Raw genomic sequence first — 21386 nt, forward strand, 5'->3', positions numbered from 1 at the left:
CGTTCCGATGCCCCCCGCAGATAGCCGCGCATTACCTTACCGCCTATCCGCGTCCATCCGCCCAATCCGCATCCATCCGCGTTCCATCGATGATCAACACGGATATACGCGGATGGCGCGGATTCTTGCGGATCATCTTACCGTGGACGCTGCCAGTCGCCACTCCGTCCCCCGCGCTTGGCGATGAGGCGAATCTGGTCGATCTGCATGGTCTTATCGACCGCTTTGCACATATCATAAATCGTCAAAGCGGCGATACTGACGGTGGTCAGTGCTTCCATTTCGACCCCGGTCTGGCCCTGGCAGCGCACGGTTGCTTCAATTTCCAGGGCATTGCTTGCCGGATCAGGGGTGAATTGTACGCTGGCGTGACTCAGATTGAGCAGGTGGCACAGTGGTATTAATTCGGCAGTTCGTTTCGCAGCCATAATGCCGGCTACCCGCGCTACGGCCAGCACATCGCCCTTGGGGAGTTTGCCATCCATGATCAGGGCAAGTGTTTCCGGTTGCATCACCACCCGGCCACGGGCCACCGCTTCACGAGCAGTGACGGCCTTATCACCAACATCTACCATGCGAGCGTGGCCGGCAGCGTCGAGATGGGTCAATTCGTTGTGCGATTCGCTCATGTGTTCCCCTTTTTGTAATTGTTACCTGTGATCCGCTCAAATATTCTACACGATCTTCTGCATATATCTGAATTTCAATCAAATTGTTATGCAAGTAGATGCTTTACTGGCTTGAAACGTGGCAAGGAGTCGGCTATAATGTGGCGACAGGTGGGGAAAAGTGGGGAAAAGTGGGAGAAAATCCCACACTCCTTACGGAAAAGGGTCGTAACCGGTGTTTCTTGGGTCATACGAGCATACCATCGACGAGAAGGGACGCCTGGCCATCCCGGCACGTTTTCGTGCCGATCTGGCCGGTGGGATGGTGGTGACCCGTGGTTTTGACCGTTGTCTGCTCATCTTTCCCCTGCCCTACTGGAATGATCTGACCCGGCGGGTAAGTGCGTTGTCGCTGGTGGATGAAGATGCGCGTATGCTGCGCCGCTTACTCTTCGCCAGTGCTTCAGAACAGGAGATGGATCGCCAGGGACGGATTTTGTTGCCGCAGAATCTGCGTGAAGCCGGTGGGTTGACCGATCAGGTGTTGCTGGTTGGGCTTGATGCGTTTATTGAAGTTTGGGCACCTGAGCGCTGGCGTGAGGTGCAACAACGTCTGGAAAGTCAGGGGCCACACTTCGATGAACAGATGCGGAAGTTGGGGATTTGATGGCGGTAACGTTCCAGCATACACCGGTTCTATTAACCGAGGTGCTGACGATGCTGGCACCGCGCCCCGCCGGGCGGTATCTCGATGCAACCGTCGGTGGTGGAGGGCACGCGCTGGCGGTGTTGCAGGCAGCGCAGCCTGGTGGCAGGTTGCTGGGGATTGACGCCGATCCCGCTGCACTTGCGGCAACTGCTGCTCGCTTGCAGGCAGCCGGTCTGACCGAACAGGCTGTGCTCTGCCATGGCTCTTTTGCCGATCTGGCAACGCTTGCCGCTACTGCCGGTTTTAGCGCTTTTGATGGCATTCTGTTCGATCTGGGGGTGTCGTCATACCAGCTTGATACGCCTGAACGCGGCTTTTCGTTCGCGGCGGATGGTCCTCTGGACATGCGGCTTGATCCAACACAGGGCTTGACCGCTGCCGATATGGTGAACAGATTGAGCGAATGCGAACTGGCCGACATTATCTTTTTGTATGGTGAAGAGCATGCTGCCCGCCGCATTGCACGGGCAATCGTTGAGCATCGGCGAACTCAACCCTTTCAACGCACGGCAGAGCTGGCCGAGGTCGTTGTGCGTGCAGTCGGTGGGCGTCATGGTCGTATTCATCCGGCAACCCGCACGTTTCAAGCCTTGCGGATTGCGGTAAACCAGGAGCTTGATCGGTTGCGGGCTGCTCTACCCCAGGCGGTCGATCTATTGGCACCGGGTGGTCGATTGGCGGTGATCAGTTTTCATTCGCTGGAAGATCGTATCGTGAAGCAGTTTCTACGGGCCGAAGCATCTGGAGAGACACCACGGCTAACAATTGTAACGAAGAAGCCGATAGTGCCGACGGCTGCGGAAGTGGCCAACAATCCACGTGCGCGCAGTGCGAAGCTACGGGTTGCTGCCCGGATCGGATAGCGGGTCATTGAGAGGATAGAGGTATGGCAGTACGAACTGAACACATTCCAGCCATTATGGGCCGAGTGCGGTTGCGACGGGTTGACCTTTCACGCTACCTGCGACTCGATGGAGCACGCTATATGCTGTTGTTGAGCCTCATCTTCTGCCTGCTCTGCCTGTTGACACTGGTGCAGAGTGGTCTGGTGACCCGCATGAATTATGAGCTGGTTGGCTTGCGACAGCAGCAGGTGCAGCTTAATCGTGAGTTTTCGCGGCTACAAGAGCAGATGGCCCGCGTCCAGTCGGTTGAAGCACGCATGAAACGGGCCACCGAACTGGGTTTTCGCACACCGACACCCGATCAGGTGCGGTATGTTCGTATTCCCGATTTACCGCCACTTGATGAGTAACCTGCTATGGCTGCTACGACCCGCCGCTCATCTGTGACAACGCCAACGACGGCAGCAACGACGCCGGTTCCCGCAGGCAAGCCACTACCGCGCTGGCGCTTGCAGGTGCTCCTGGCAAGTTGTTTTCTGATAACAATTATCATCGCTGTTCGCCTCGTTGATCTCCAGGTGGTGCGTAGCAACGACCTCGCTCGTAAGGCGCGGCTGGAAATTGAGACGCCGACCTTGCTGGCACCGCGACGTGGACAGATTAGTGATGCCAGTGGGACAGTGCTGGCAATGGATGTCGAACGCCAGAGCCTGTTCGCTGTGCCGCCCCAGGTGCCTGCTGCCCGCAAGGCGGAGATTGCAGTGCTGATTGCCGGCCTGACCGATCAGCCGGCAGATCAGATTTTATCGGCGTTGCGCTCGGATCGGCAGTGGGTGCGTCTAGTGCGCTGGCTTGAGCCAGAGGTGGCGGCGCAGGTTGCCGAACTGGAGTTGCCCGGTCTCTGGCTGGTCTACGAGCCGATGCGTTTCTATCCGCAGGGTATCTCTGCGGCTCAGGTCGTCGGTGCATTAAACCTGAATGGTGAGGGCGTCAGCGGGATCGAAGCCTACTACGATCAATTGCTACGTGGTACCGAAGGGCGGATCGAAGGTGAGTTTGATCCGAATCGCAACCCGATTGCAACCAGCCTGGCCCGCACGTTGCCACCGCAGAATGGTGCCGATTTGCAGTTGACTATCGATCCATTTATTCAGCAGGTGGCGGAACGAGAGCTTCAGAAAGCCATCGATGAGCAGAACGCCGATGGCGGTACAATTATCGTACTTGACCCAAGCAGTGGCGCTATTCTGGCAATGGCCAACTGGCCATTCTTCGATCCGAATCGCTGGCAAGACTATCCACCTGAGGTGTATGGACGTAACCCGGCAATCGGTACGATTTACGAACCGGGCAGCACCTTTAAGATGGTGACGGCGGCGGCGGCCCTCAGTTCAGGGGTGGTAACGACAACGACAACGGTTGACGATCCGGGTTGGGTGGTACGCTACGGTCAGGTCTTGCGCAATTTTGATGCGGCACCCCACGGCCCGCTGACGCTGGCCGGGATGATTTACTATTCGAGCAATGTGGCGGCATTGCAATTTAATGAGTTGGTTGGGCCAGAGACCTTTTACCGGGTCTTGACGCGCTTCGGCTTTGGTCAGCCGACCGGCGTCGATCTGGCGGGCGAGGAGAGCGGGATTGTTAATTTTTATGGTAGTGCTGGCTACAATCCGCTCACCTTTTTGACCAACGCCTACGGTCAGGGGATTTCAGTAACCCCGTTGCAGTTGGTACAAGCTGCCGGTGCCATCGCGAATGATGGGGTGATGATGCGGCCTTATGTGGTGCAGCAGATTTGCCGCAACAATGCATGTGTCAGCACGGAGCCACAAGTCGTTGCCCGACCGGTGACCCCAGACGTGGCTCGTGCGGTGCGCGAGATGATGGTCGAGTCGGCGAATCACTACGCACCGGTGATTTGGGGGCCGCGCACCGGTAACTGGCGTGACCAGTGGCTTGTACCTGGTTATCGGGTGGGCGCCAAAACGGGAACGGCCTCGATCCCGTTACCCGGCGGGGGGTACGATCCCGTCTACACGATTGGTTCGGTGTTGGGCATTGCCCCGGTCGATGAACCGCGGTTTGTCGTACTGGTGAAGATTGATCGACCAAAGAAAGATACGCTCGGCGTACTTACTGCTATTCCGGTCTATTACAACGTGGTCGAGCAGTTGTTACGCTACGCGCATATACCGCCTGATCGTAGCCTGGTTAGTCCAGGGCAACCGTAATGGGGCAGGAAGATGTTCATCTGGCGGGTTTCAGCTTGTTATCAGCTTGTGCCGACCTCTACCGATAGAGGTCGGCGAAAGGGAGATGCTATAATGGCCTCCGCAAGACGGTTGGTTTCGGCAACGGCTTGGGGAGGGCACATTGATCAGGCTCGACAATTTATTGTACGGAGTACAACCTCGTGTGACACGACAGGCGGTAACGCTGCCGCCGTCCTGGGCCAATGCTCAGATTGGCCCAGTGGTAACCGACTCGCGCGAGGTAACGCCGGGATCGCTCTTTGTGGCATTGACCGGCGAACGTACCGATGGACACCGTTTTCTGGCCGATGTGGTGACGTGCGGTGCTGCGGCGGCACTGGTTTCACCAGAAAAAGTGACTGCGCTGGCATCCAATCTCGATACAGTCGCTCGCCCCTGGCAGTTGATCGAACCGGCGCAGGCTCAGACTCTGGCAACCGTTCCGCCTGACGCATGTCTCCTCATAGCTGTAGATGACCCGCTCTTCGCCTTGCAGCGCGTGGCCGTCTACCATCGACAGATGTTCACGCCGACGGTGATTGGGATCACCGGCAGTGTGGGCAAGACCTCGACAAAAGAGGTTGTGGCGGCGGTCTGTAGCCGACACCTGCGCACCTTAAAAAGTCAACGTAGTTTTAATAGTGAGGTGACGTTACCGGCAACCTTACTCGGGCTGACTGCCGACCATCAAGTGGCAGTGCTCGAGATGGGGATGTGGGCGGCGGGTGAGATTCGCTTTCTGGCGACGCTTGCCCGCCCTCAGATCGGTATTGTGACCAATGTTGGCCCTTCGCATCTGGAACGGTTGGGAAGTATCGAGGCCATTGCGAATGCAAAGGCCGAACTGCCCGAGTCGTTGCCTGCCGATGGCTGGTGTATCCTTAATGCCGATGACCACCGGGTAGCGGCAATGGCGAGTCGCACTGCTGCTCGGGTGCTGACCTACGGCTACGCGCCAAACGCCGATGTGCGTTTACTTGATGTGGTGAGTCACGGATTGTACGGGATCGAGCTGACGGTTGGCTATGAAGGTCAGAGTCATCGCCTGACCACACCACTGATCGGTCGCCACCACGCCTATACAGCGCTGGCAGCAATTGCTGCCGGGCTGGTGTTGGGGCTGGATTGGGCAGCCATCGCTGAAGGGCTGCACGAACCTGGTGATCAGTTGCGGCTGCGAGTTGTAACCGGACGGAACGGTGTGACTATCATCGATGATACATACAACGCGGCACCACTTTCGACTATTGCTGCGCTTCAGGTACTGGCCGAAACCAAAGGGCGACGGATTGCCGTGTTAGGCGAAATGCTCGAACTGGGTGCAGCCAGCGTTGAAGGTCATCAGCAGGTAGGGGCAGCGGCGGCAACGATGGCCGATGTGCTGGTTGCCGTTGGGCGACAGGCGCATACCATGGCCGAGGCAGCACGTTCAGCCGGAATGCCGGCAGAGCAGATTCTGGTATGCGACAATAATGAGGCGGCGATCAACTTGCTGAACCGGTACATCCAGCCCGGTGACCACCTGCTTATCAAAGGGTCGCGCGGCGTACAGATGGAGACGATTGTTACCGCCTTGCAGGCTACTACTCGTAACGACACAGGAGAAATTGCGTGAGCGTCCTTCGTGCAGTGCTGGTTCAGGATATGGCGCGTGCCCTTTTGCTTGCTGCGGCAGCGTTCGTGTTGGCCCTGATCATCGGCGGATGGTGGGTGCGCTTTGCCCGCCAACATAAATTGGGGAAGCGTATCCGACCGGATGGCCCCCAGAGTCATCTGGTCAAGGTGGGCACGCCAACCATGGGCGGCATCATGATCGTAAGCACCGTGTTGATCCTGACGATCTTATTCAACCTGGTTGATCGCTGGTCAATGCTGCTGCCTCTGGGCGTGATGGTGAGTTTTGCCGTCCTGGGTGCCATTGATGACTGGCTTTCGCTGACCGGTTCCCGCTCAAAGACGCACGGCTTTACGGTGCGCTTTAAGTTCTGGATTATGATGGCTGTCGCCTTTGTAGCTAGCCTGGCGCTCTACCTGCCGCAGCCGTATGGTCTGGAGCACGAAGGTCTCGTTCAGATTCCGTTCGTCGGTGAAGTGAATATCGGGTTGTGGTTTATTCCGATTGCAGTGCTCATCATTGTCTTTATCTCGAATGCGGTCAATATCACAGACGGTCTCGATAGCCTGGCCGGTTGGAATCTGACGCTCGCCTTTGGGGCGTATGGCGTGATAACGTTTCTCGCCGAGCCACGCTTGACCAATCTGATGGCCTTCTGCTTCACCGTAGTGGGTGCCTGCGCTGCCTTTCTCTGGTATAACGCCTATCCGGCGCAAGTGTTTATGGGTGATCTGGGTGCCCTGGCGCTCGGTGCGACCCTGGCTGTGGTGGCATTACAATCGCAGCAGTGGTTACTCTTACCGGTGATAGGGATCGTGTTTGTGGTGGAAGCGTTATCCACCATGATTCAGACCGGCTATTTCAAATGGACAAAATGGCGGTACGGCGCAGGTCGGCGTATCTTCAAGATGGCGCCACTCCATCACCATTTTGAATTGCTCGGCTGGAGTCAACCGCAAGTGACGCAGCGCTTCGTCTTGATCGGCACCGTGGCCGCAATGGTTGGTATCTCGCTGGCGCTGATTTTTGGCCCCCCTGCGACAGGGTTACAGGTCGATCAACCGGGGATCATTGTGATTGAAGGTGATGGGAGCCGGTAATGATAGCGGTGGCAGGAAAACGGGTGCTCGTTATGGGGCTTGGGGTTCACGGCGGCGGCCTGGGCGTGGCCCGCTGGCTCTTGCGCCATGGTGCCGAGGTGACTGTAACCGATCTCGCTTCGGCTGAGATGCTCGCCGAACCGAAAGCCCAACTTGATGCATTTGCCGCCGAGATCGGGAAGCAGGTGCACTACACATTGGGCGAACATCGGGCCGAAGATATTCAGGCCGCCGATCTACTGGTAGTTAATCCGGCGGTGCGCCCCGACTCACCCTGGCTGGCGCTCGCCCGGTCGTATGGGGTCAGAGTCGAAACTGAGATGACCCTCTTCTTTCGAGCCTGCCCCGGCCCTATCCTAGGAGTGACCGGCACGAAAGGCAAGACGACCACAACCCTGATGCTGGCAGCGATGATCCGGCAACGCTACCCTGATGCGGTTGTCGCCGGGAATTTGCGAATTTCGGCCTTAGAGGCTCTCGCACAGATCGGGCCACAGACACCGGTTGTGCTGGAGCTGAGCAGTTTTCAACTCGAACGACTCGGTGAAGCCGGGTTAAGCCCGGATTATGCCCTGCTGACCAATCTGGGCATTGACCATCTCAACTGGCACGGCTCGTTTGCGGCTTACGCCAACGCCAAGCGTCAGATCATGGCGCATCAGGATGAAGATGGGATTGCGGTTTTACCTCCAGAACAGGCCAAAATCTGGGGAAATGGCCGACGTGGTATTATCAGCTTCAGTCTCTCTGATCCAACGGCTGATGCAACGGTTGATGCCGATGGGTATCTGCGCTATCGCGATGTGATACTTGCGCATCGTTCTGATCTGCAATTACCCGGCACTCACAATCTGGCTAATGCCCTGGCGGCGGCTGCGCTGGCCTACTACTTTGGGATCGAACCGCAAGCGATCGTAACTGCCCTCCGTAGGATGACGGCGGTTGAACACCGGCTGGAGCTGGTCGCAACAATTGATGGCGTGCGGTATATCAATGATACAACGGCGACGAATCCATCAGCAACATCGGCTGCATTGGCGACTGTCGCGGGGCCAATTGTGTTGATTGCCGGTGGTGCCGATAAAGACCTTGATCTGGCATACCTGGCGGATACCATTGCGCAGGGCGCTGCGGCAGTCGTGTTGGTACAGGGAAGTGCAACGCCACGATTGCAGATACTCTTGAGCCAGCGCGCACCACAATTGCCGCTTGCCGGGCCTTTTGCCGATCTATCTACCGCGGTGGCAACAGCCCGCTCGTTTGCTCAACCTGGTGGTGCAGTCTTGTTTTCGCCCGGATGTGCCAGTTTTGGCATGTTTCGGAATGAGTTTCACCGCGGTGAGGCGTTTCGCCAGATCGTGCGCGAGTTGGCTGGCGGTCGCTCCGGGGAGCAGAAGTATGACCCGTCCACCTGATGAATCCGACGATATTGAAGCATTTCTGCGTCGAGCCGAGCGCGAGTTTGGCCTTCGCCCCGATCTGCCGGAAAAGCCTCCCCCACCTCCACCCCGTCCGTTCGTGACCCAGAGTTTGATCTGGGCGATAGGGATTGTCTACGTTCTGAGTTGTGTGCTCAGTGGATCGTTCTTTCAACCGGCATTTCCGGTACTGGCAGTCCTGGGGGCGAAGATCAACGAGCGGATTGCCGATGGTGAACTGTGGCGGCTGTTGACCGCTGTGTTCCTGCACGCAAACCTGATCCATATCTTCTTCAACGGGTATGCGCTCTCGGTGCTGGGGCCAGAGACCGAACGTTTTTATGGTCATGGCCGTTTTCTCGCCCTCTATCTGATCAGTGGACTCGGTGGCAGTATCGCGTCATACGCTCTCTCACCGGCGCCGGCAGTGGGAGCGAGTGGGGCAATCTTCGGTCTGATTGGTGGGCTGGGTGTGTTCTATTATCTCAACCGCCGGGTATTGGGTGAGTTCGGTCAAGATCAGGTGCGTGGCATTGTGGCAATTGCCTTGATTAATCTGTTGATTGGTTTTGCAGCCCAGGGTGTCATCGATAACTGGGGTCATCTTGGTGGATTGCTCAGTGGCATTGTCATTGGTATTGCACTTGCCCCTCGATTGACTATCGATCTACGCTTTTTTCCGCCATTGTTCATTCGCCGCTTCTCGATGCAGGGCTGGTTGTGGGTGGTTGCAATTGCGCTGGTGATGATTGTCCTGGTACGCCTGGTAACGCCGGCGTAGCGTGGTTGATTGGGAAGTTGGAGTTTTGTGAAGGAAAGAAGAGGAGTATGGTCGAGAGTGATAGACCGCGCCCAACATATTTGCTCTTTGACCTCACACATCACTCGCCAGATCGGATATTACTGGCTACCGTGATTGGGTTAACTGCGTTTGGTCTGATTATGGTCTACAGTGCCAGCTTTGTTGAGGCTTCGGTATTTTATGGTAATCCATTCTACTACCTGTTGCGGCAGGCAACCGGGGCAGTGATTGGTCTGGTAGCGCTGTGGGTCATGCAACGGATCGACTATCGGGTCTGGCAACACTATTCGATTCAGTTGATGGCAGTGGCGTTAGTGCTGCTGGTACTGGTGCTGATCTTACCGGCCAGTATGACCGAGGTGAATGGTTCGCGGTCGTGGATTCGTTTTGGTGAAGGATGGCTGGGGGTCTTGAGCATTCAACCCGCCGAATTTGTCAAGCTGGCCGTGATTATCTACTTCGCCCACTGGCTCTCTCGACGTGGTCATCGGTTGGGGGATGTTGCATATGGTCTGGTGCCGTTTGCAGTGATACTGGGGTTTATCTGTGGTCTGATCATGTTGCAGCCGGATTTAGGCACCACGATTATCATTCTGATGATTGGCGGCACCATTTTCTTTGCTGCCGGTGCAAATCTGTTGCATGTGACCGGGGCCGCGTTGCTGGCATCGCTTGCCTTCTTCACCCTGATCGTCACTTTTCGCAGTGGGCGCTGGCAGGCTTTTCTCGATCCCTGGTCGCGGGCCAGTACGGAAGGGTATCAGATCATTCATTCACTCTACGCCTTTGGCAGTGGTGGTCTGTTCGGGCAGGGTGTAGGGATGAGCCGGCAAAAGCATCTCTGGCTTCCGCAGCCACATACTGATACAATCTACGCAATTATCGGTGAAGAGTGGGGATTACTGGGCACGCTGGCCGTCCTCGTAGTCTTTGTGATTATTGCGGTACGTGGGTATCGGATTGCTGCGCGTGCGCCATCTCCCTTCGCCGCCCTGGTTGCGGTGGGTATCACGTCGTGGATCGTGTTTCAGGCGTTCGTGAATATGGCAGTCACCGTGGCGCTGATACCGTTTACCGGTCTCACGCTACCGTTCCTGTCATACGGCAGTTCATCGTTGATTAGTTGTCTTATGGCTACCGGTATCCTGTTGAATATTTCTCGCCATGTCGATCAGTCAAACGCACATACCACAACTTCAGTCGCATCCGCTGCCGACAAAGACATTACGCCTCATTCTGTCGGGTGGCGGCACTGGCGGTCACGTCTATCCGGCGCTAGCAGTCGCCCACGCTCTCGCTGATCAGGCACACGTCGTATACGTGGGGAGTGTTGGGGGAATGGAAGAGCGCATCGTGGCGCGGGAAAGCCATCTGCCTTTTCATGCATTACCGGCAGCCGCGGTGCGTAGTCGGGGGCCGGTTCAGGCAACTCGTGCCCTGATCACACTGCTGCGCGGTGTGATCGCAGCCGGGCACTTGCTGGCTCGCGAGCAACCGGCGGCTATTCTGGGTACCGGTGGCTATGTCTGTGTGCCACTCTTTGTGGCAGCAAAGCTGCGCCGGGTGCCGACAATGATCTATCTGCCGGATGTTGTGCCAGGGCTGGCGGTGCGCATGCTCAGCCGCATTGCCGATCTCACAGCGGTCAATGTCAGCGACTCATTGCCACGGTTGGGCTTGCGTGAGGGGGATCGGCGAGCGCTGGTGACCGGCTATCCGGTACGGGATGAATTGTTTACCACTGATCGGGCAACGGCGCGGGTCGCATTTGGTATTCCACCGGATCAAACAGTGTTACTGGTATATGGTGGTAGTCGAGGCGCACGTAGTATTAATCAGGCAATCGCTGCCCTCCTGCCGACTTTGCTGCCACTCTGTACCATTATTCATGTCTGCGGACGGGAAGGAGATCAGGTCTGGTTAGCAGAAGTAGCAGCTCGGCTCGATCCGGCCCTGCGTGCACGCTATCTGCTCTTCCCCTACCTGGAGAGTGGGCATGCACAAAGTATGATAGCCGCGCTTGTGGCTGCGGATGTTACTGTCTGCCGGAGTGGAGCGTCAACCCTTGCCGAGTTGCCGGCGGTTGGTCTGCCGGCGGTGTTGGTACCATACCCGTATGTTCATCAGGATGAGAATGCCGATTATCTGGTTCAACGTGGTGCCGCGCTGAAGGTGGCCGATCATGCAATGCTTGGTGACGGAACGCCCGCAGAGGGGCCACTGGCGAACGCAATACGACAATTGGTGATCGATCAGGAGTGGCGGAAGCAGATGGCAGCACGCAGCCGTACTCTGGCCCGTCCTGATGCGGCGCAGAGACTGGCCACAGCACTACTTGACCTCGCATCGAGGAGTTCAGCATGATTGAGCAATGGATGATAATCCCGCTTGCGCAGCCGGTCATTACACTCAATTTGAATGGTGTAGCCATTTTGCTCATCCTGATGGCGTTGGGCGGATATGCCGGCTATCAGCAGGGTATGCGGAACCTGTTGACCCTAGCACTCTGGACGATTATTGCCTATGTCACCTGTGTTCAGGGTGGCGATTTTATTGTCGGTTTGATCAATCGCATATGGGTCAATGCACCACGATTTGCGGCCTTTCTGATCGGCAATGATCCTTCACTGGTACCACCACTGGATCCGTTGATCACACCGGGATTTCAGGTTCCGCTCTTCTTTCGGCTGATGACGTTCATTGCACTGATCCTGTTAGGTATGTTTTTCGATAGTAAAGCGGCCTGGAAAGGCCCACCCAAGGAGCGATTGGCCCGGCCATTAGGCTTGTTTGTCGGTGCGCTGATCGCTCTGCTGTGGACAAACGCCGCAGTGGTTTTTTGGCGCGAGTTTGTGAACAATGGTGGCATTCTCGAGGGACCGATTGCCACATTGTTGAATGTATTGCCCGACGTGAGTATTTTGCTACCATCGCTGATTGCGATCTTCTTCATGATTTTAGGGTTGATTATTTTGTTCAACTTTCCGAAGGTTTGGAAACCGTGAGTCACTATCATATCATCGGGATTGCCGGAGCAGGGATGAGTTCGATTGCCCATCTGCTGCTCGACCAGGGTCATACAGTGAGCGGTTCGGACTTGACCGCAAACCACGCTACGGCTGCACTCCAGGCCCGGGGTGTACAGGTCTGGCGTGGTCATGATCCGGCGTATGTGCAGGGTGCCGATGTTGTTCTGGCGACAGCAGCAATTCGTGGCACCCACCCTGAATTAGAGGCGGCTGCGGCGGCGGGGATCCCTCGCCTGAGTCGGGCCGACTTGTGGCGTCTGTGGTCAGAACAGCGCCCGGTGATTGCTATCGCCGGGACCCATGGCAAGACCACAACAACCGCATTGACAGCGCTGGCGTTGCGTGGTGCCGGGATCAGGTGTGGTTTTCTAATCGGTGCTGATGTGCCGGCGCTGGGTGGGAGCGCACAATGGGGCGATCCAGAAGCACCACTGGTGATCGAAGCCGATGAATACGACCGGGTCTTTCTGGCGCTGACACCGGCGCTGGCGATTATTACCAATGTCGAATGGGATCATCCCGATGTCTACCCCACGCCATCCGAGTACACGGCAGCCTTTGCCGCCTTTGCCCGCCAGGTGCGCGATCCACGCCGGTTGCTGGTCTGCGCCGATGATCCCGGTGCCCTCGCCCTCGTCGAACAGAGCGAAGCCCGTCTATACGGGATCGATGAGCACATTGCCACCGATCCGGTCTCTTGTCGGCTGGCTCCACTCGATTGGACGGCAAGTGGGGTGACAGAAACTGCTACCGGTCAACAGTTTGATCTCTGGTACTACGACCGGCGTTCGTTCGGACGACGGCTGGCCGCAACAGTCACGCTGGCTATTCCTGGTGTGCATAATGTACGAAATGCAACCGCAGCACTGGTAGCGGCTGCGTTATGGGGCGCCGATCTGCGTACAGCCGTCACTGCATTGGCAGAGTATCGTGGCAGTAGCCGCCGGTTTGAGTGGCGGGGTGATGTTGGTGGGATCACGGTGATTGACGATTATGCCCATCACCCGACCGAGGTGCAGGCTACGCTTCTGGCTGCCCGTCAACGCTATCCGGATCGACGACTCATCGTCTATCTGCAACCGCACACCTTCAGTCGCACGCACAGCCTCTGGGATCAGTGGCCGGCAGCGTGTCGTGAGGCGGCCGTTGTGCTGGTCGGCGATATTTATCCGGCCCGCGAGCAGGGCGATCCGGTCGCGCTGGCCCAGTCGCTGGTTGACCATCTGATTGCACACGGTATTTCGGCGCACTACGTCGGCCCATCGGCGCTCGCGCCATCCGCACTGCTTGCGGTAGCGCAATCCGGTGATGTCGTGTTGACCCTGGGAGCCGGTGATAGTGATCAGGTGGCAGCAGCGTTTCTCGAACAGTGCAGCGCAATGTCAAAGGAGAGATGAAATGCCAGTTGCATTACCGGTAACGTTATACCCCGATGAACCAATGGTGCGCCATTCGTCGTGGCGTGTCGGAGGAACGGTGCGCTATTATGCCGAGCCGGTCACACCCGATGAAGCCATTGCGCTGGCGGCCTGGGCCAGAGAGCAGCAGTTGCCGTTGATCTGGATCGGTCGCGGAACGAATTTACTTGTACGCGACGAAGGATTTGACGGCGTGATTGCGGCGTATCGCGGGCAACGCTGGGAACTGATCGAACACGGCGAGACTGCTGAAATATGGGTTGAAGCCGGTGCGCCAATGGCCGGAACGGCCCGGCGGCTGGCGGCAATGGGATGGGCCGGTCTGGAGTGGGCCGAGGGTCTGCCCGGTGCGGTCGGTGGCGCGATTGTTGGCAATGCCGGTTGTTATGGCGGGAGTGTAGCCGAAGTGCTCATGACTGCTGATCTGCTGCTCAATGGTAGCGAATGCGTTGAATGGTCGGTACACGATCTGGCATACACGTATCGCGAGAGTGTACTCAAACAACTGCTGCATGCCGACATCCCACCGCTGGTACTGGCCGGCCGCTTCCGCTTGCAGCGCGGCGATCCGGCGGTATTGACGGCGCGGATGAAAGCGATTGCTGCCGAACGCAAACAGAAGACACCGGCAGGTAGTTCGTGCGGCAGTGTCTTCAAAAATCCGGCAGGGGATTTTGCCGGTCGTCTGATCGAGGCTGCCGGTCTCAAGGGTGTACGGATCGGTGATGCAGAGATTAGTACATTGCACGCCAATTACATTATCAATCGTGGGCAGGCCCGGGCCACCGATATTTTGGCGTTAATTGATCTGGCTCGCACGAAAGTTGCTGATCAATTTGGGATTACGCTTCAGCTCGAAGTGCGGATTATTTAGAGGCTAAGATGATCAAAATAGTGAATGAAATACCGAAAAGTGATCAGTATAAACGAAACAATAAGTAAAATTTGATTGCTATGCTCGTTGTTGTAGATAACGATCGTCTCACCGATCGATACGTGTGGTAGAGGAGGCAATGAATGACCAATGCGATCACCGTTGCCGTCGTGTTTGGTGGGCAAAGTGGCGAGCACGAAGTGTCATTAGTATCAGCCCACGCCGTGATGAGCAATCTTGATCCGGCGCACTACCAGATTGAAGCGATCGGTATTGGCAAAGACGGTCAGTGGTGGCATGGGCCTGGGGCACTGGCAAAACTGATGACCGAAGCCGATCCTGCCCGGTTGCCGGCCAGTGCGGCGCAGGTTGCCGCGGGGCCAGTACATGCGCTTGGGCGCGTTGGCGCACCGGGATGGGAGCTACCTGCGGCTGATGTCATATTCCCGGTTTTGCATGGCCCGTATGGTGAAGATGGCACCATTCAGGGGTTACTTGAACTGGCCGGTCGGCCGTATGTCGGGTGTGGCGTGGCGGCCAGTGCGGTCGGGATGGATAAAGGTCTGATGAAAGCTGCGTTCGCCGCTGCCGGCCTGCCGGTGTTGCCGTGGGTGTTGGTGCGTCGTAGCGAACTGGCTGATGAGTCTGGCCTGTGTGCCCGGCTTGAGGCCGCCCTGCACTATCCGATGTTTGTGAAACCGGCCAACCTCGGTAGTAGCGTAGGAGTGAGTAAAGTTCGTGATCGGGCCGAATTGCTGGCCGGTCTCCACGAAGCGGCTCGCTATGATCGGCGGCTTATCGTCGAACAGGGTATCTCGGCACGCGAAATTGAAATCTCGGTGCTGGGGAATGATGAGGTCGTTGCCAGTATTCCCGGCGAGATCATTCCTGCCGGCGAATGGTATGACTATCACGCCAAATATATTGACGGCGGTTCGCAGACGATAGTACCTGCCGATCTCAGCCCAGCGCAGATCACGCAGGTGCAGAAACTGGCAATTCGGGCTTTTCAGGCCATTGATGGGGCCGGCCTGGCGCGAGTAGATTTTCTGCTCGACCGCGATCAAGGCACACTCTGGGTGAATGAAGTGAATACGATGCCCGGGTTTACCCCGATCAGCATGTACCCCAAAATGTGGGCAGCAAGCGGCCTGTCATACGCTCAGTTGCTGGATCGACTGGTTGATCTGGCACTGGAGCGTGCCAGGCGGTAGGAGATAGAGGGCATGGAATACAATCCGCCAAATACTCGTGAACGAATCGCCGCCCGCCGTCAGCGTATGCGGCGAAACAGCACCGAGCCGGTCGTACCCGGTTGGCGCTGGCGATTGCGCGAAGGCTTACGGAGCGGGCGGATTGTCAGCGGTATCGTGTTTGTCATCAGTTGTTTTGCGCTCTTCTACGTCCTGTTCAGCAGTCGGTTTCGGGTACAGACGGTCGAAGTTGTTGGGGCTGAGTTTTTAAGCCCGGAGCGCATTGTTGCCGCCGTTCCACTGCGGGGGCTGCCGATCTGGCTGGTTGATGAAGAGCAGGCTGTTGCGCCATTGTTGACCAGTCCGTTTGTAGAGGAAGCCCGGCTGACGCTCAGTTTACCTGATCGGGCGCGGATTGTGATTGTCGAGCGCCAACCGACGATGTACTGGCGAACCGGTGGGGTTGATTATCTGGTTGATCGGCAGGGGTATGTGATCGAAGTGGCTGCAACACCGCCCGCCGAAGATGAGTTAGTGATTGTCGATAGCTCAAATCTGCCGGTCGAACCAGGGATGCGACTGGATACCGATGCGTTGACACTGGCCCGTGAACTGGCTTTTGTGTTACCCAACCAGATCGGATTACATCCGGCACAGATCGGGTGGGATTTTGGTTTAGGGGTCTTTGTGCGCACAGCGCAGGATCAAATGATTGTTTTTGGCCGTAGTGAAAGGCTTGAACGCAAATTAACAATTCTTGCCTATTTACTCGCCTATGGCACACCGTTTACCTATCTTGATCTACGACCAGTCAATCCATTTTATCAATATCGTCCTGACGGCAGCTCATAAACGACACTCGTTGGGGCAGGTAGCGAGGACACTATGGCACGCACCATGGCACGCACCATTGTTGGCATAGATGTAGGGACAAGTAAAATCTGTACCATCGTCGGCCAGATCGGTGATGGACGACGGCTGAATATTCTCGGTGTTGGGATGGTGCCCAGCCGTGGGATCGACAAGGGGGTAGTCGTCAATATTGACGATGCTGCCACTGCGATTGAAGCCAGTCTGGAAAAAGCTGAACGTGCCAGTGGTTTGCGGATCAATCACGCCTTTGTCGGGGTTGCCGGTCGTCACATTTCGTCACTTAACAGTCGGGGAGTGGCAGCCGTTCAGAATTCCGACGGGATCACCCGGCAAGACGTGGCGCGGGCAGTGGAAGCAGCACAACTGGTAGCGTTACCTACGCAGCGCGAGATCATTCACGTCATTCCCCGTACTTATGTGATCGATGGCAATGATGGAATTCGCGATCCGATTGGGATGAGCGGACTGCGTCTTGAGGTGGAGACACACATCATCACCGGTGAGGCGATGGCAATTCAGAACCTGATCCGGAGCGTCGAACGGGTAGGTGTGCAAATTGATGATCTGGTCTTACAACCACTAGCTGCTGCCGAAGCAGTGCTCAGCGATGACGACAAAGAGCGTGGCGTGATGCTCATCGATATTGGTGGCGCCACTACCGATCTCGCCATTTTTGCCCAGGGCGGGGTATGGCATACCGGAGTAATCCCGGTTGGTGGGCAGCACTTCACCAACGATATTGTCTATGTCTTACATACGCCGCCGAATACCGCCGAGTATTTAAAACTGCGCTACGGCAGCGCAATCGCCGGTAATCCGCCCGCGCCGGGTGATGAGAGTGATCTCATCGATGCGGAAACATTGACAGTAGGTGAAAAGCAACAGATCAGTGCTCATCTCTTGAAACAGGTTCTACAGGCACGTGCCGAGGAACTTATTGAGCTGATCGTTGCTGAAGCCCGCCGGAGCGGATATGAAGGCATGCTGCCGGCCGGCATTGTCTTGACCGGAGGTGGGGCACAGCTCAGTCGCTTCGACGATCTTCTGCGTGACGACCTGGGATTACCGGTACGAATCGGTATTCCGGGAGGGTTGGGTGGTCTCACCGACTCACTCGACTCACCGGCATATGCAACGGCTGTTGGGCTTTTGCGATGGGGAGTGCGCTACGGCGGGCGGCCGCCTGAGCAGTCCTCGTCTGATGATACGAGTTCACTTTACGAGCGCTTCCGCCGCTGGTTGCGCGAATTATTGCCATAATTACCAGTTCAAGGAGGGTTACCCATGGTTGATCGCAGCAGCAATGGCTTCTCGTTGGAAGACTTCGCTCAGATCAAAGTCATTGGCGTTGGCGGCGGCGGCAGCAACGCAGTTGATCGCATGATTGCTGCCGGCGTACAGGGAGTTGAGTTTATCACGGTGAATACCGATGTCCAGGCTCTGATGCACTCGCTGGCGCCGGTGCGGATTCGGATCGGCGATAAACTGACCCGTGGTCTCGGCAGTGGTGGTAATCCGGTTATCGGTCAGAAAGCTGCCGAGGAGAACCAGGAAGACATCTACGAGCAGTTGAAGGGGGCCGATATGGTCTTCGTGGCTGCCGGGATGGGTGGCGGTACCGGTACCGGCGCATCGCCGATTATTGCCGGAATTGCCCACGATCTCGGTGCGTTGACCGTTGGTGTAGTGACGCGCCCCTTCACCTTCGAGGGCAATCATCGCCGAAAAGTTGCTGAGGCCGGGATCGAGCAGTTGCGCCCGGTTGTCGATACGCTGATTGTGATTCCCAACGACCGTCTGTTGCAGACGGCCAGCAAGAATACGACCTTCCAGCAGGCGTTTCAGATGGCCGATGATGTTCTGCGCCAGGGCATTCAGGGTATCTCGGATTTGATCACGCAGCGTGGCTTGATCAACGTGGACTTTGCCGACGTTAAGACCATTATGGCCCAGCAAGGCTCGGCGTTGATGGCGGTTGGCTTCGGCAAAGGCGATACGCGAGCGCTCGATGCCGTGAATCAGGCGATTGCCAGCCCATTGCTTGAAGTGAGTATTGATGGTGCCAAAGGCGTACTCTTTAATATCACCGGTGGTGAGGATTTGGGGATTATGGAGGTTTACGAGGCTGCGGATATTGTGGCCAAGCAGGTCGATCCCGACGCAAATATCATTATCGGCGCAGTGATCGATCCAAACTTCCCGCCCGGTGAGATCAAGATTACGCTGATTGCTACCGGCTTTGATGTCAATCGCAACTCGAATGTGCAGCGCACCCGCTCGTACCCGACAGTAGCGACCAGCACTGGCCAGGCGACCGGTCAGATTGGTAGTCAGTCAATCCAGCAGCGACCACGTCAGCCGGCTCAGACCCCGACGACACCGCCGGTGCAGCCGGTACGACCGGCGATCACGAACGATGATCTCGATATTCCGCCCTTCCTGCGCGGACGTGATCGCAATCGCCAGCGTTAAACGTATAGGCTGCATGCGAAGCAAGGGGGGGAAGGAATATCTTCACCCCCTATGCGGTAGATATGCTGTATCAGGCCGCTTCGCTACCTGCGCTGCTCAACGGAGTGTAAACCCCAGCATCAAGGCCAGGTCGCGTACTACTGCCTGAGCTGAACTCACATCACGGTCTTCTTTTGCACCATCAATGATCATACCGGCCATCGTATGCAGAACGGCCAGGACGGTTGGGGTGTCAAGATCATCGTTCATCGCGGCAATGATATCGCTACGGCCACGGCTAACGTCGAGCGGGCTATGCGAGCCGCCGGTGATACTCAGAGCCTGACGCAGATCGGCAGCGCATTGCTCGTAGCGCCCGAGGGTATCGCGACGGTAATCAAAATCTTCGCGGTAGTGTTCACTCAGCAAATACCAACGGATCGCATCGGGATGGTGCTCGCGTAAGGCATCGCGGGCAAACACCAGATTCCCCAACGACTTACTCATCTTTTCGCCGTTGAGCCAGACCAGACCGACGTGCATCCAGAAGCGGGCAAAGGGCCGTTTGCCGGTTGCCGATTCACTCTGGGCAATTTCGCAGGAATGGTGGGGAAAGATCAGATCAGCTCCACCACCGTGAATATCGATCTGCTCACCCAGGTAGCGTTGCGACATCGCACTACACTCGATATGCCAGCCTGGGCGCCCTAGCCCCCACGGACTCTCCCATTTCGGTTCGTCGGGATTGCCACGCTGCCAGAGCACGAAGTCAAGGGGATCGCGTTTATTGGGGTCATGCGGGTTATTTCCTCGCTGGTTGGCGATGGCGAGCAATTCGCTATAGCCCATACGGGCCATGCGACCAAAGTCGGGGTCGGTTTGAATACTGAAATAGACATTGCCATCAACAATGTAAGCGTGACCCAGCTCGATCAGTCGCTCGATGATGGGGATCATGGTGCCAACCTCCTCACTAACCCGCGGGAAGAAGGTTGGGGGTAAGATATTCAAGTCGGCACAATCGGCCCGGAGTTGTCTGATCTGACGTTCGGCCAGCTCATCCCATTGCACGCCATCACGGCGGGCGCGCTCAAACAGCGGATCATCAACATCGGTAACATTCTGACAGTAGCGCACAATCGCCCCTTGCCACTGAAGGTAACGCACCAGCACATCAAAGACAATGAAGGTACGAGCGTGACCCATGTGGGTAGTGTCGTAAGGGGTGACGCCACAAACATACAGCGTAACGGGCCGGTCGGTCGGTACAGTGAAGGTTTCGCGGGTTCGTGATAGCGTACTGAAGAGCTGCATAGGAACTATCCTTTGCTGAAACCATCCAGGATGGTTAGTTCGAGTCTCATATAGTATGGTACCACTACTATTGCTCAGACAGATATTGTTGTTTGATGTAAATCACGGGGTGACAACCGGTACCTGAGCTGCGATGGCGGGATCAACTTCAAGCACTGTTGCCGACATCCAGCCACTCTGCCCATCACTGAGGCGCACCAGATACCAGTTGGCCCGTTGCCCCTCCAGGATAACTTCGGTGTTGACGGGGAGAACGGTAATGACCTGAAACGACGTGCCCGGGCCTTGCCGCACGTTTGCTGCCACACTCACCCGTCCGCGCAGAGCGTTGATAGTTGGGGTTATTGTGGGTGATGGTGCCAGCACGATGATCACCGATGTGCGAACCGGCTCTGGAGTGATCGGTGTCACCGTCGGCAAGCGCGGGATGGTCGGGAAGGGGCTGGGAGTTGGCGGGAGGGCTGCCGCCAGATCAATACAGGCTGAGAGGAGAACAAGGCATCCCAGCCACAGACAGCTACTAGTCAGGTAAAAAATTCGTTGTCTCATAGGTGTACTCGCTATCATCGAACTTCTTACCTGTATCATACCATCCTGGCAGTAACATGCATGATAAAGAGCGTCTGTGTTGCGACACAGACGCTCTTTGTATTTGGTCGGGGCGAGTGGATTTGAACCACCGACCTCCGCGACCCGAACGCGGCGCTCTACCAGGCTGAGCCACGCCCCGTATTGTGAGAGCCAGACAACTCTCGCTGGTGCCGAAGGTGGGACTTGAACCCACACGGGGGTTGATCCCCAGCGGTTTTTGAGACCGCCGCGTCTGCCATTCCGCCACTTCGGCGCGACATCGCAGATTATAGCAGTCAATGGCCGGTTCGT

Annotated in this window: 20 protein-coding genes and 2 tRNA genes; 17 read left to right on the forward strand and 5 right to left on the reverse strand. The window is 56.8% G+C overall.

The window, feature by feature from the left end:
- Window positions 1-137 precede the first annotated feature (137 nt).
- Entirely contained in the window at window positions 138-629 is a 492-nt protein-coding gene (gene moaC, locus VAE55_RS08630) for a cyclic pyranopterin monophosphate synthase MoaC (protein ID WP_322815384.1), read from the reverse strand.
- Window positions 630-843: 214 nt separating this feature from the next.
- On the opposite strand from moaC, the gene mraZ reads away from it, so the two are divergent.
- The 17 genes from mraZ to ftsZ all read left to right on the forward strand — a co-directional run bounded on the left by mraZ (window position 844) and on the right by ftsZ (window position 19211).
- On the forward strand, window positions 844-1275 hold the full coding sequence (gene mraZ, locus VAE55_RS08635) for a division/cell wall cluster transcriptional repressor MraZ (RefSeq protein ID WP_012256658.1): 432 nt from the start codon (window positions 844-846) through the stop codon (window positions 1273-1275).
- Window positions 1275-2180 carry a 16S rRNA (cytosine(1402)-N(4))-methyltransferase RsmH gene (rsmH, locus tag VAE55_RS08640; RefSeq protein ID WP_322815385.1) on the forward strand — a complete coding sequence of 302 codons (906 nt, stop codon included), beginning with the start codon at window positions 1275-1277 and terminating at the stop codon, window positions 2178-2180. The genes mraZ and rsmH overlap by 1 nt, the downstream gene beginning before the upstream one ends.
- A 23-nt stretch (window positions 2181-2203) precedes the next feature.
- Complete coding sequence (locus VAE55_RS08645) at window positions 2204-2572, forward strand: hypothetical protein (RefSeq protein WP_322815386.1); 369 nt, start codon at window positions 2204-2206, stop codon at window positions 2570-2572.
- A gap of 6 nt (window positions 2573-2578) precedes the next feature.
- A complete protein-coding gene (locus tag VAE55_RS08650; RefSeq protein ID WP_322815387.1) occupies window positions 2579-4396 on the forward strand; it encodes a penicillin-binding protein 2 in 1818 nt (605 codons plus the stop codon).
- A 184-nt stretch (window positions 4397-4580) separates the two neighbouring features.
- A complete protein-coding gene (locus VAE55_RS08655; RefSeq protein ID WP_322815388.1) occupies window positions 4581-6032 on the forward strand; it encodes a UDP-N-acetylmuramoyl-tripeptide--D-alanyl-D-alanine ligase in 1452 nt (483 codons plus the stop codon).
- Window positions 6029-7132 (forward strand): phospho-N-acetylmuramoyl-pentapeptide-transferase, encoded by a 1104-nt coding sequence (mraY, locus tag VAE55_RS08660; protein WP_322815389.1) that lies wholly within the window; start codon window positions 6029-6031, stop codon window positions 7130-7132. Before VAE55_RS08655 ends, mraY begins: the two co-directional genes overlap by 4 nt.
- On the forward strand, window positions 7132-8547 hold the full coding sequence (murD, locus tag VAE55_RS08665) for a UDP-N-acetylmuramoyl-L-alanine--D-glutamate ligase (protein ID WP_322815390.1): 1416 nt from the start codon (window positions 7132-7134) through the stop codon (window positions 8545-8547). Before mraY ends, murD begins: the two co-directional genes overlap by 1 nt.
- Entirely contained in the window at window positions 8531-9331 is an 801-nt protein-coding gene (locus VAE55_RS08670; RefSeq protein WP_322815391.1) for a rhomboid family intramembrane serine protease, read from the forward strand. Before murD ends, VAE55_RS08670 begins: the two co-directional genes overlap by 17 nt.
- Before the next feature lie 47 nt (window positions 9332-9378).
- Window positions 9379-10653 (forward strand): putative lipid II flippase FtsW, encoded by a 1275-nt coding sequence (ftsW, locus tag VAE55_RS08675; RefSeq protein WP_322815392.1) that lies wholly within the window; start codon window positions 9379-9381, stop codon window positions 10651-10653.
- Entirely contained in the window at window positions 10589-11716 is a 1128-nt protein-coding gene (locus tag VAE55_RS08680; protein WP_322815409.1) for a UDP-N-acetylglucosamine--N-acetylmuramyl-(pentapeptide) pyrophosphoryl-undecaprenol N-acetylglucosamine transferase, read from the forward strand. Before ftsW ends, VAE55_RS08680 begins: the two co-directional genes overlap by 65 nt.
- Window positions 11713-12357 carry a hypothetical protein gene (locus VAE55_RS08685; protein WP_322815393.1) on the forward strand — a complete coding sequence of 215 codons (645 nt, stop codon included), beginning with the start codon at window positions 11713-11715 and terminating at the stop codon, window positions 12355-12357. Before VAE55_RS08680 ends, VAE55_RS08685 begins: the two co-directional genes overlap by 4 nt.
- Window positions 12354-13778, forward strand: a complete 1425-nt coding sequence (gene murC / locus VAE55_RS08690; RefSeq protein ID WP_322815394.1) for a UDP-N-acetylmuramate--L-alanine ligase — start codon at window positions 12354-12356, stop codon at window positions 13776-13778. The genes VAE55_RS08685 and murC overlap by 4 nt, the downstream gene beginning before the upstream one ends.
- Before the next feature lies 1 nt (window position 13779).
- The gene (murB, locus tag VAE55_RS08695; protein ID WP_322815395.1) at window positions 13780-14673 is read left to right on the forward strand and encodes a UDP-N-acetylmuramate dehydrogenase; all 894 of its coding nucleotides are present in this window, start codon (window positions 13780-13782) and stop codon (window positions 14671-14673) included.
- Window positions 14674-14816: 143 nt separating this feature from the next.
- Entirely contained in the window at window positions 14817-15887 is a 1071-nt protein-coding gene (locus VAE55_RS08700; protein ID WP_322815396.1) for a D-alanine--D-alanine ligase family protein, read from the forward strand.
- A gap of 12 nt (window positions 15888-15899) precedes the next feature.
- On the forward strand, window positions 15900-16718 hold the full coding sequence (locus tag VAE55_RS08705; RefSeq protein ID WP_322815397.1) for a cell division protein FtsQ/DivIB: 819 nt from the start codon (window positions 15900-15902) through the stop codon (window positions 16716-16718).
- A 33-nt stretch (window positions 16719-16751) separates the two neighbouring features.
- Window positions 16752-17999, forward strand: a complete 1248-nt coding sequence (gene ftsA / locus VAE55_RS08710; RefSeq protein ID WP_322815398.1) for a cell division protein FtsA — start codon at window positions 16752-16754, stop codon at window positions 17997-17999.
- A 24-nt stretch (window positions 18000-18023) separates the two neighbouring features.
- On the forward strand, window positions 18024-19211 hold the full coding sequence (gene ftsZ / locus VAE55_RS08715) for a cell division protein FtsZ (RefSeq protein ID WP_322815399.1): 1188 nt from the start codon (window positions 18024-18026) through the stop codon (window positions 19209-19211).
- Between the two features lie 96 nt (window positions 19212-19307).
- On the opposite strand, the gene cysS is transcribed toward ftsZ, so the two are convergent.
- The 4 genes from cysS to VAE55_RS08735 all read right to left on the reverse strand — a co-directional run bounded on the left by cysS (window position 19308) and on the right by VAE55_RS08735 (window position 21348).
- Window positions 19308-20504, reverse strand: a complete 1197-nt coding sequence (cysS, locus tag VAE55_RS08720) for a cysteine--tRNA ligase (protein WP_322815400.1) — start codon at window positions 20502-20504, stop codon at window positions 19308-19310.
- Window positions 20505-20606: 102 nt separating this feature from the next.
- On the reverse strand, window positions 20607-21053 hold the full coding sequence (locus VAE55_RS08725) for an SH3 domain-containing protein (RefSeq protein ID WP_322815401.1): 447 nt from the start codon (window positions 21051-21053) through the stop codon (window positions 20607-20609).
- 104 nt (window positions 21054-21157) lie between these two features.
- Window positions 21158-21234, reverse strand: a tRNA-Pro gene (locus VAE55_RS08730).
- A gap of 26 nt (window positions 21235-21260) precedes the next feature.
- Window positions 21261-21348 (reverse strand) — tRNA-Leu (locus VAE55_RS08735).
- Between the last annotated feature and the right edge of the window lie 38 nt (window positions 21349-21386).

Source organism: Chloroflexus sp. (assembly GCF_034432675.1).
Taxonomy (GTDB): Bacteria; Chloroflexota; Chloroflexia; order Chloroflexales; family Chloroflexaceae; genus Chloroflexus.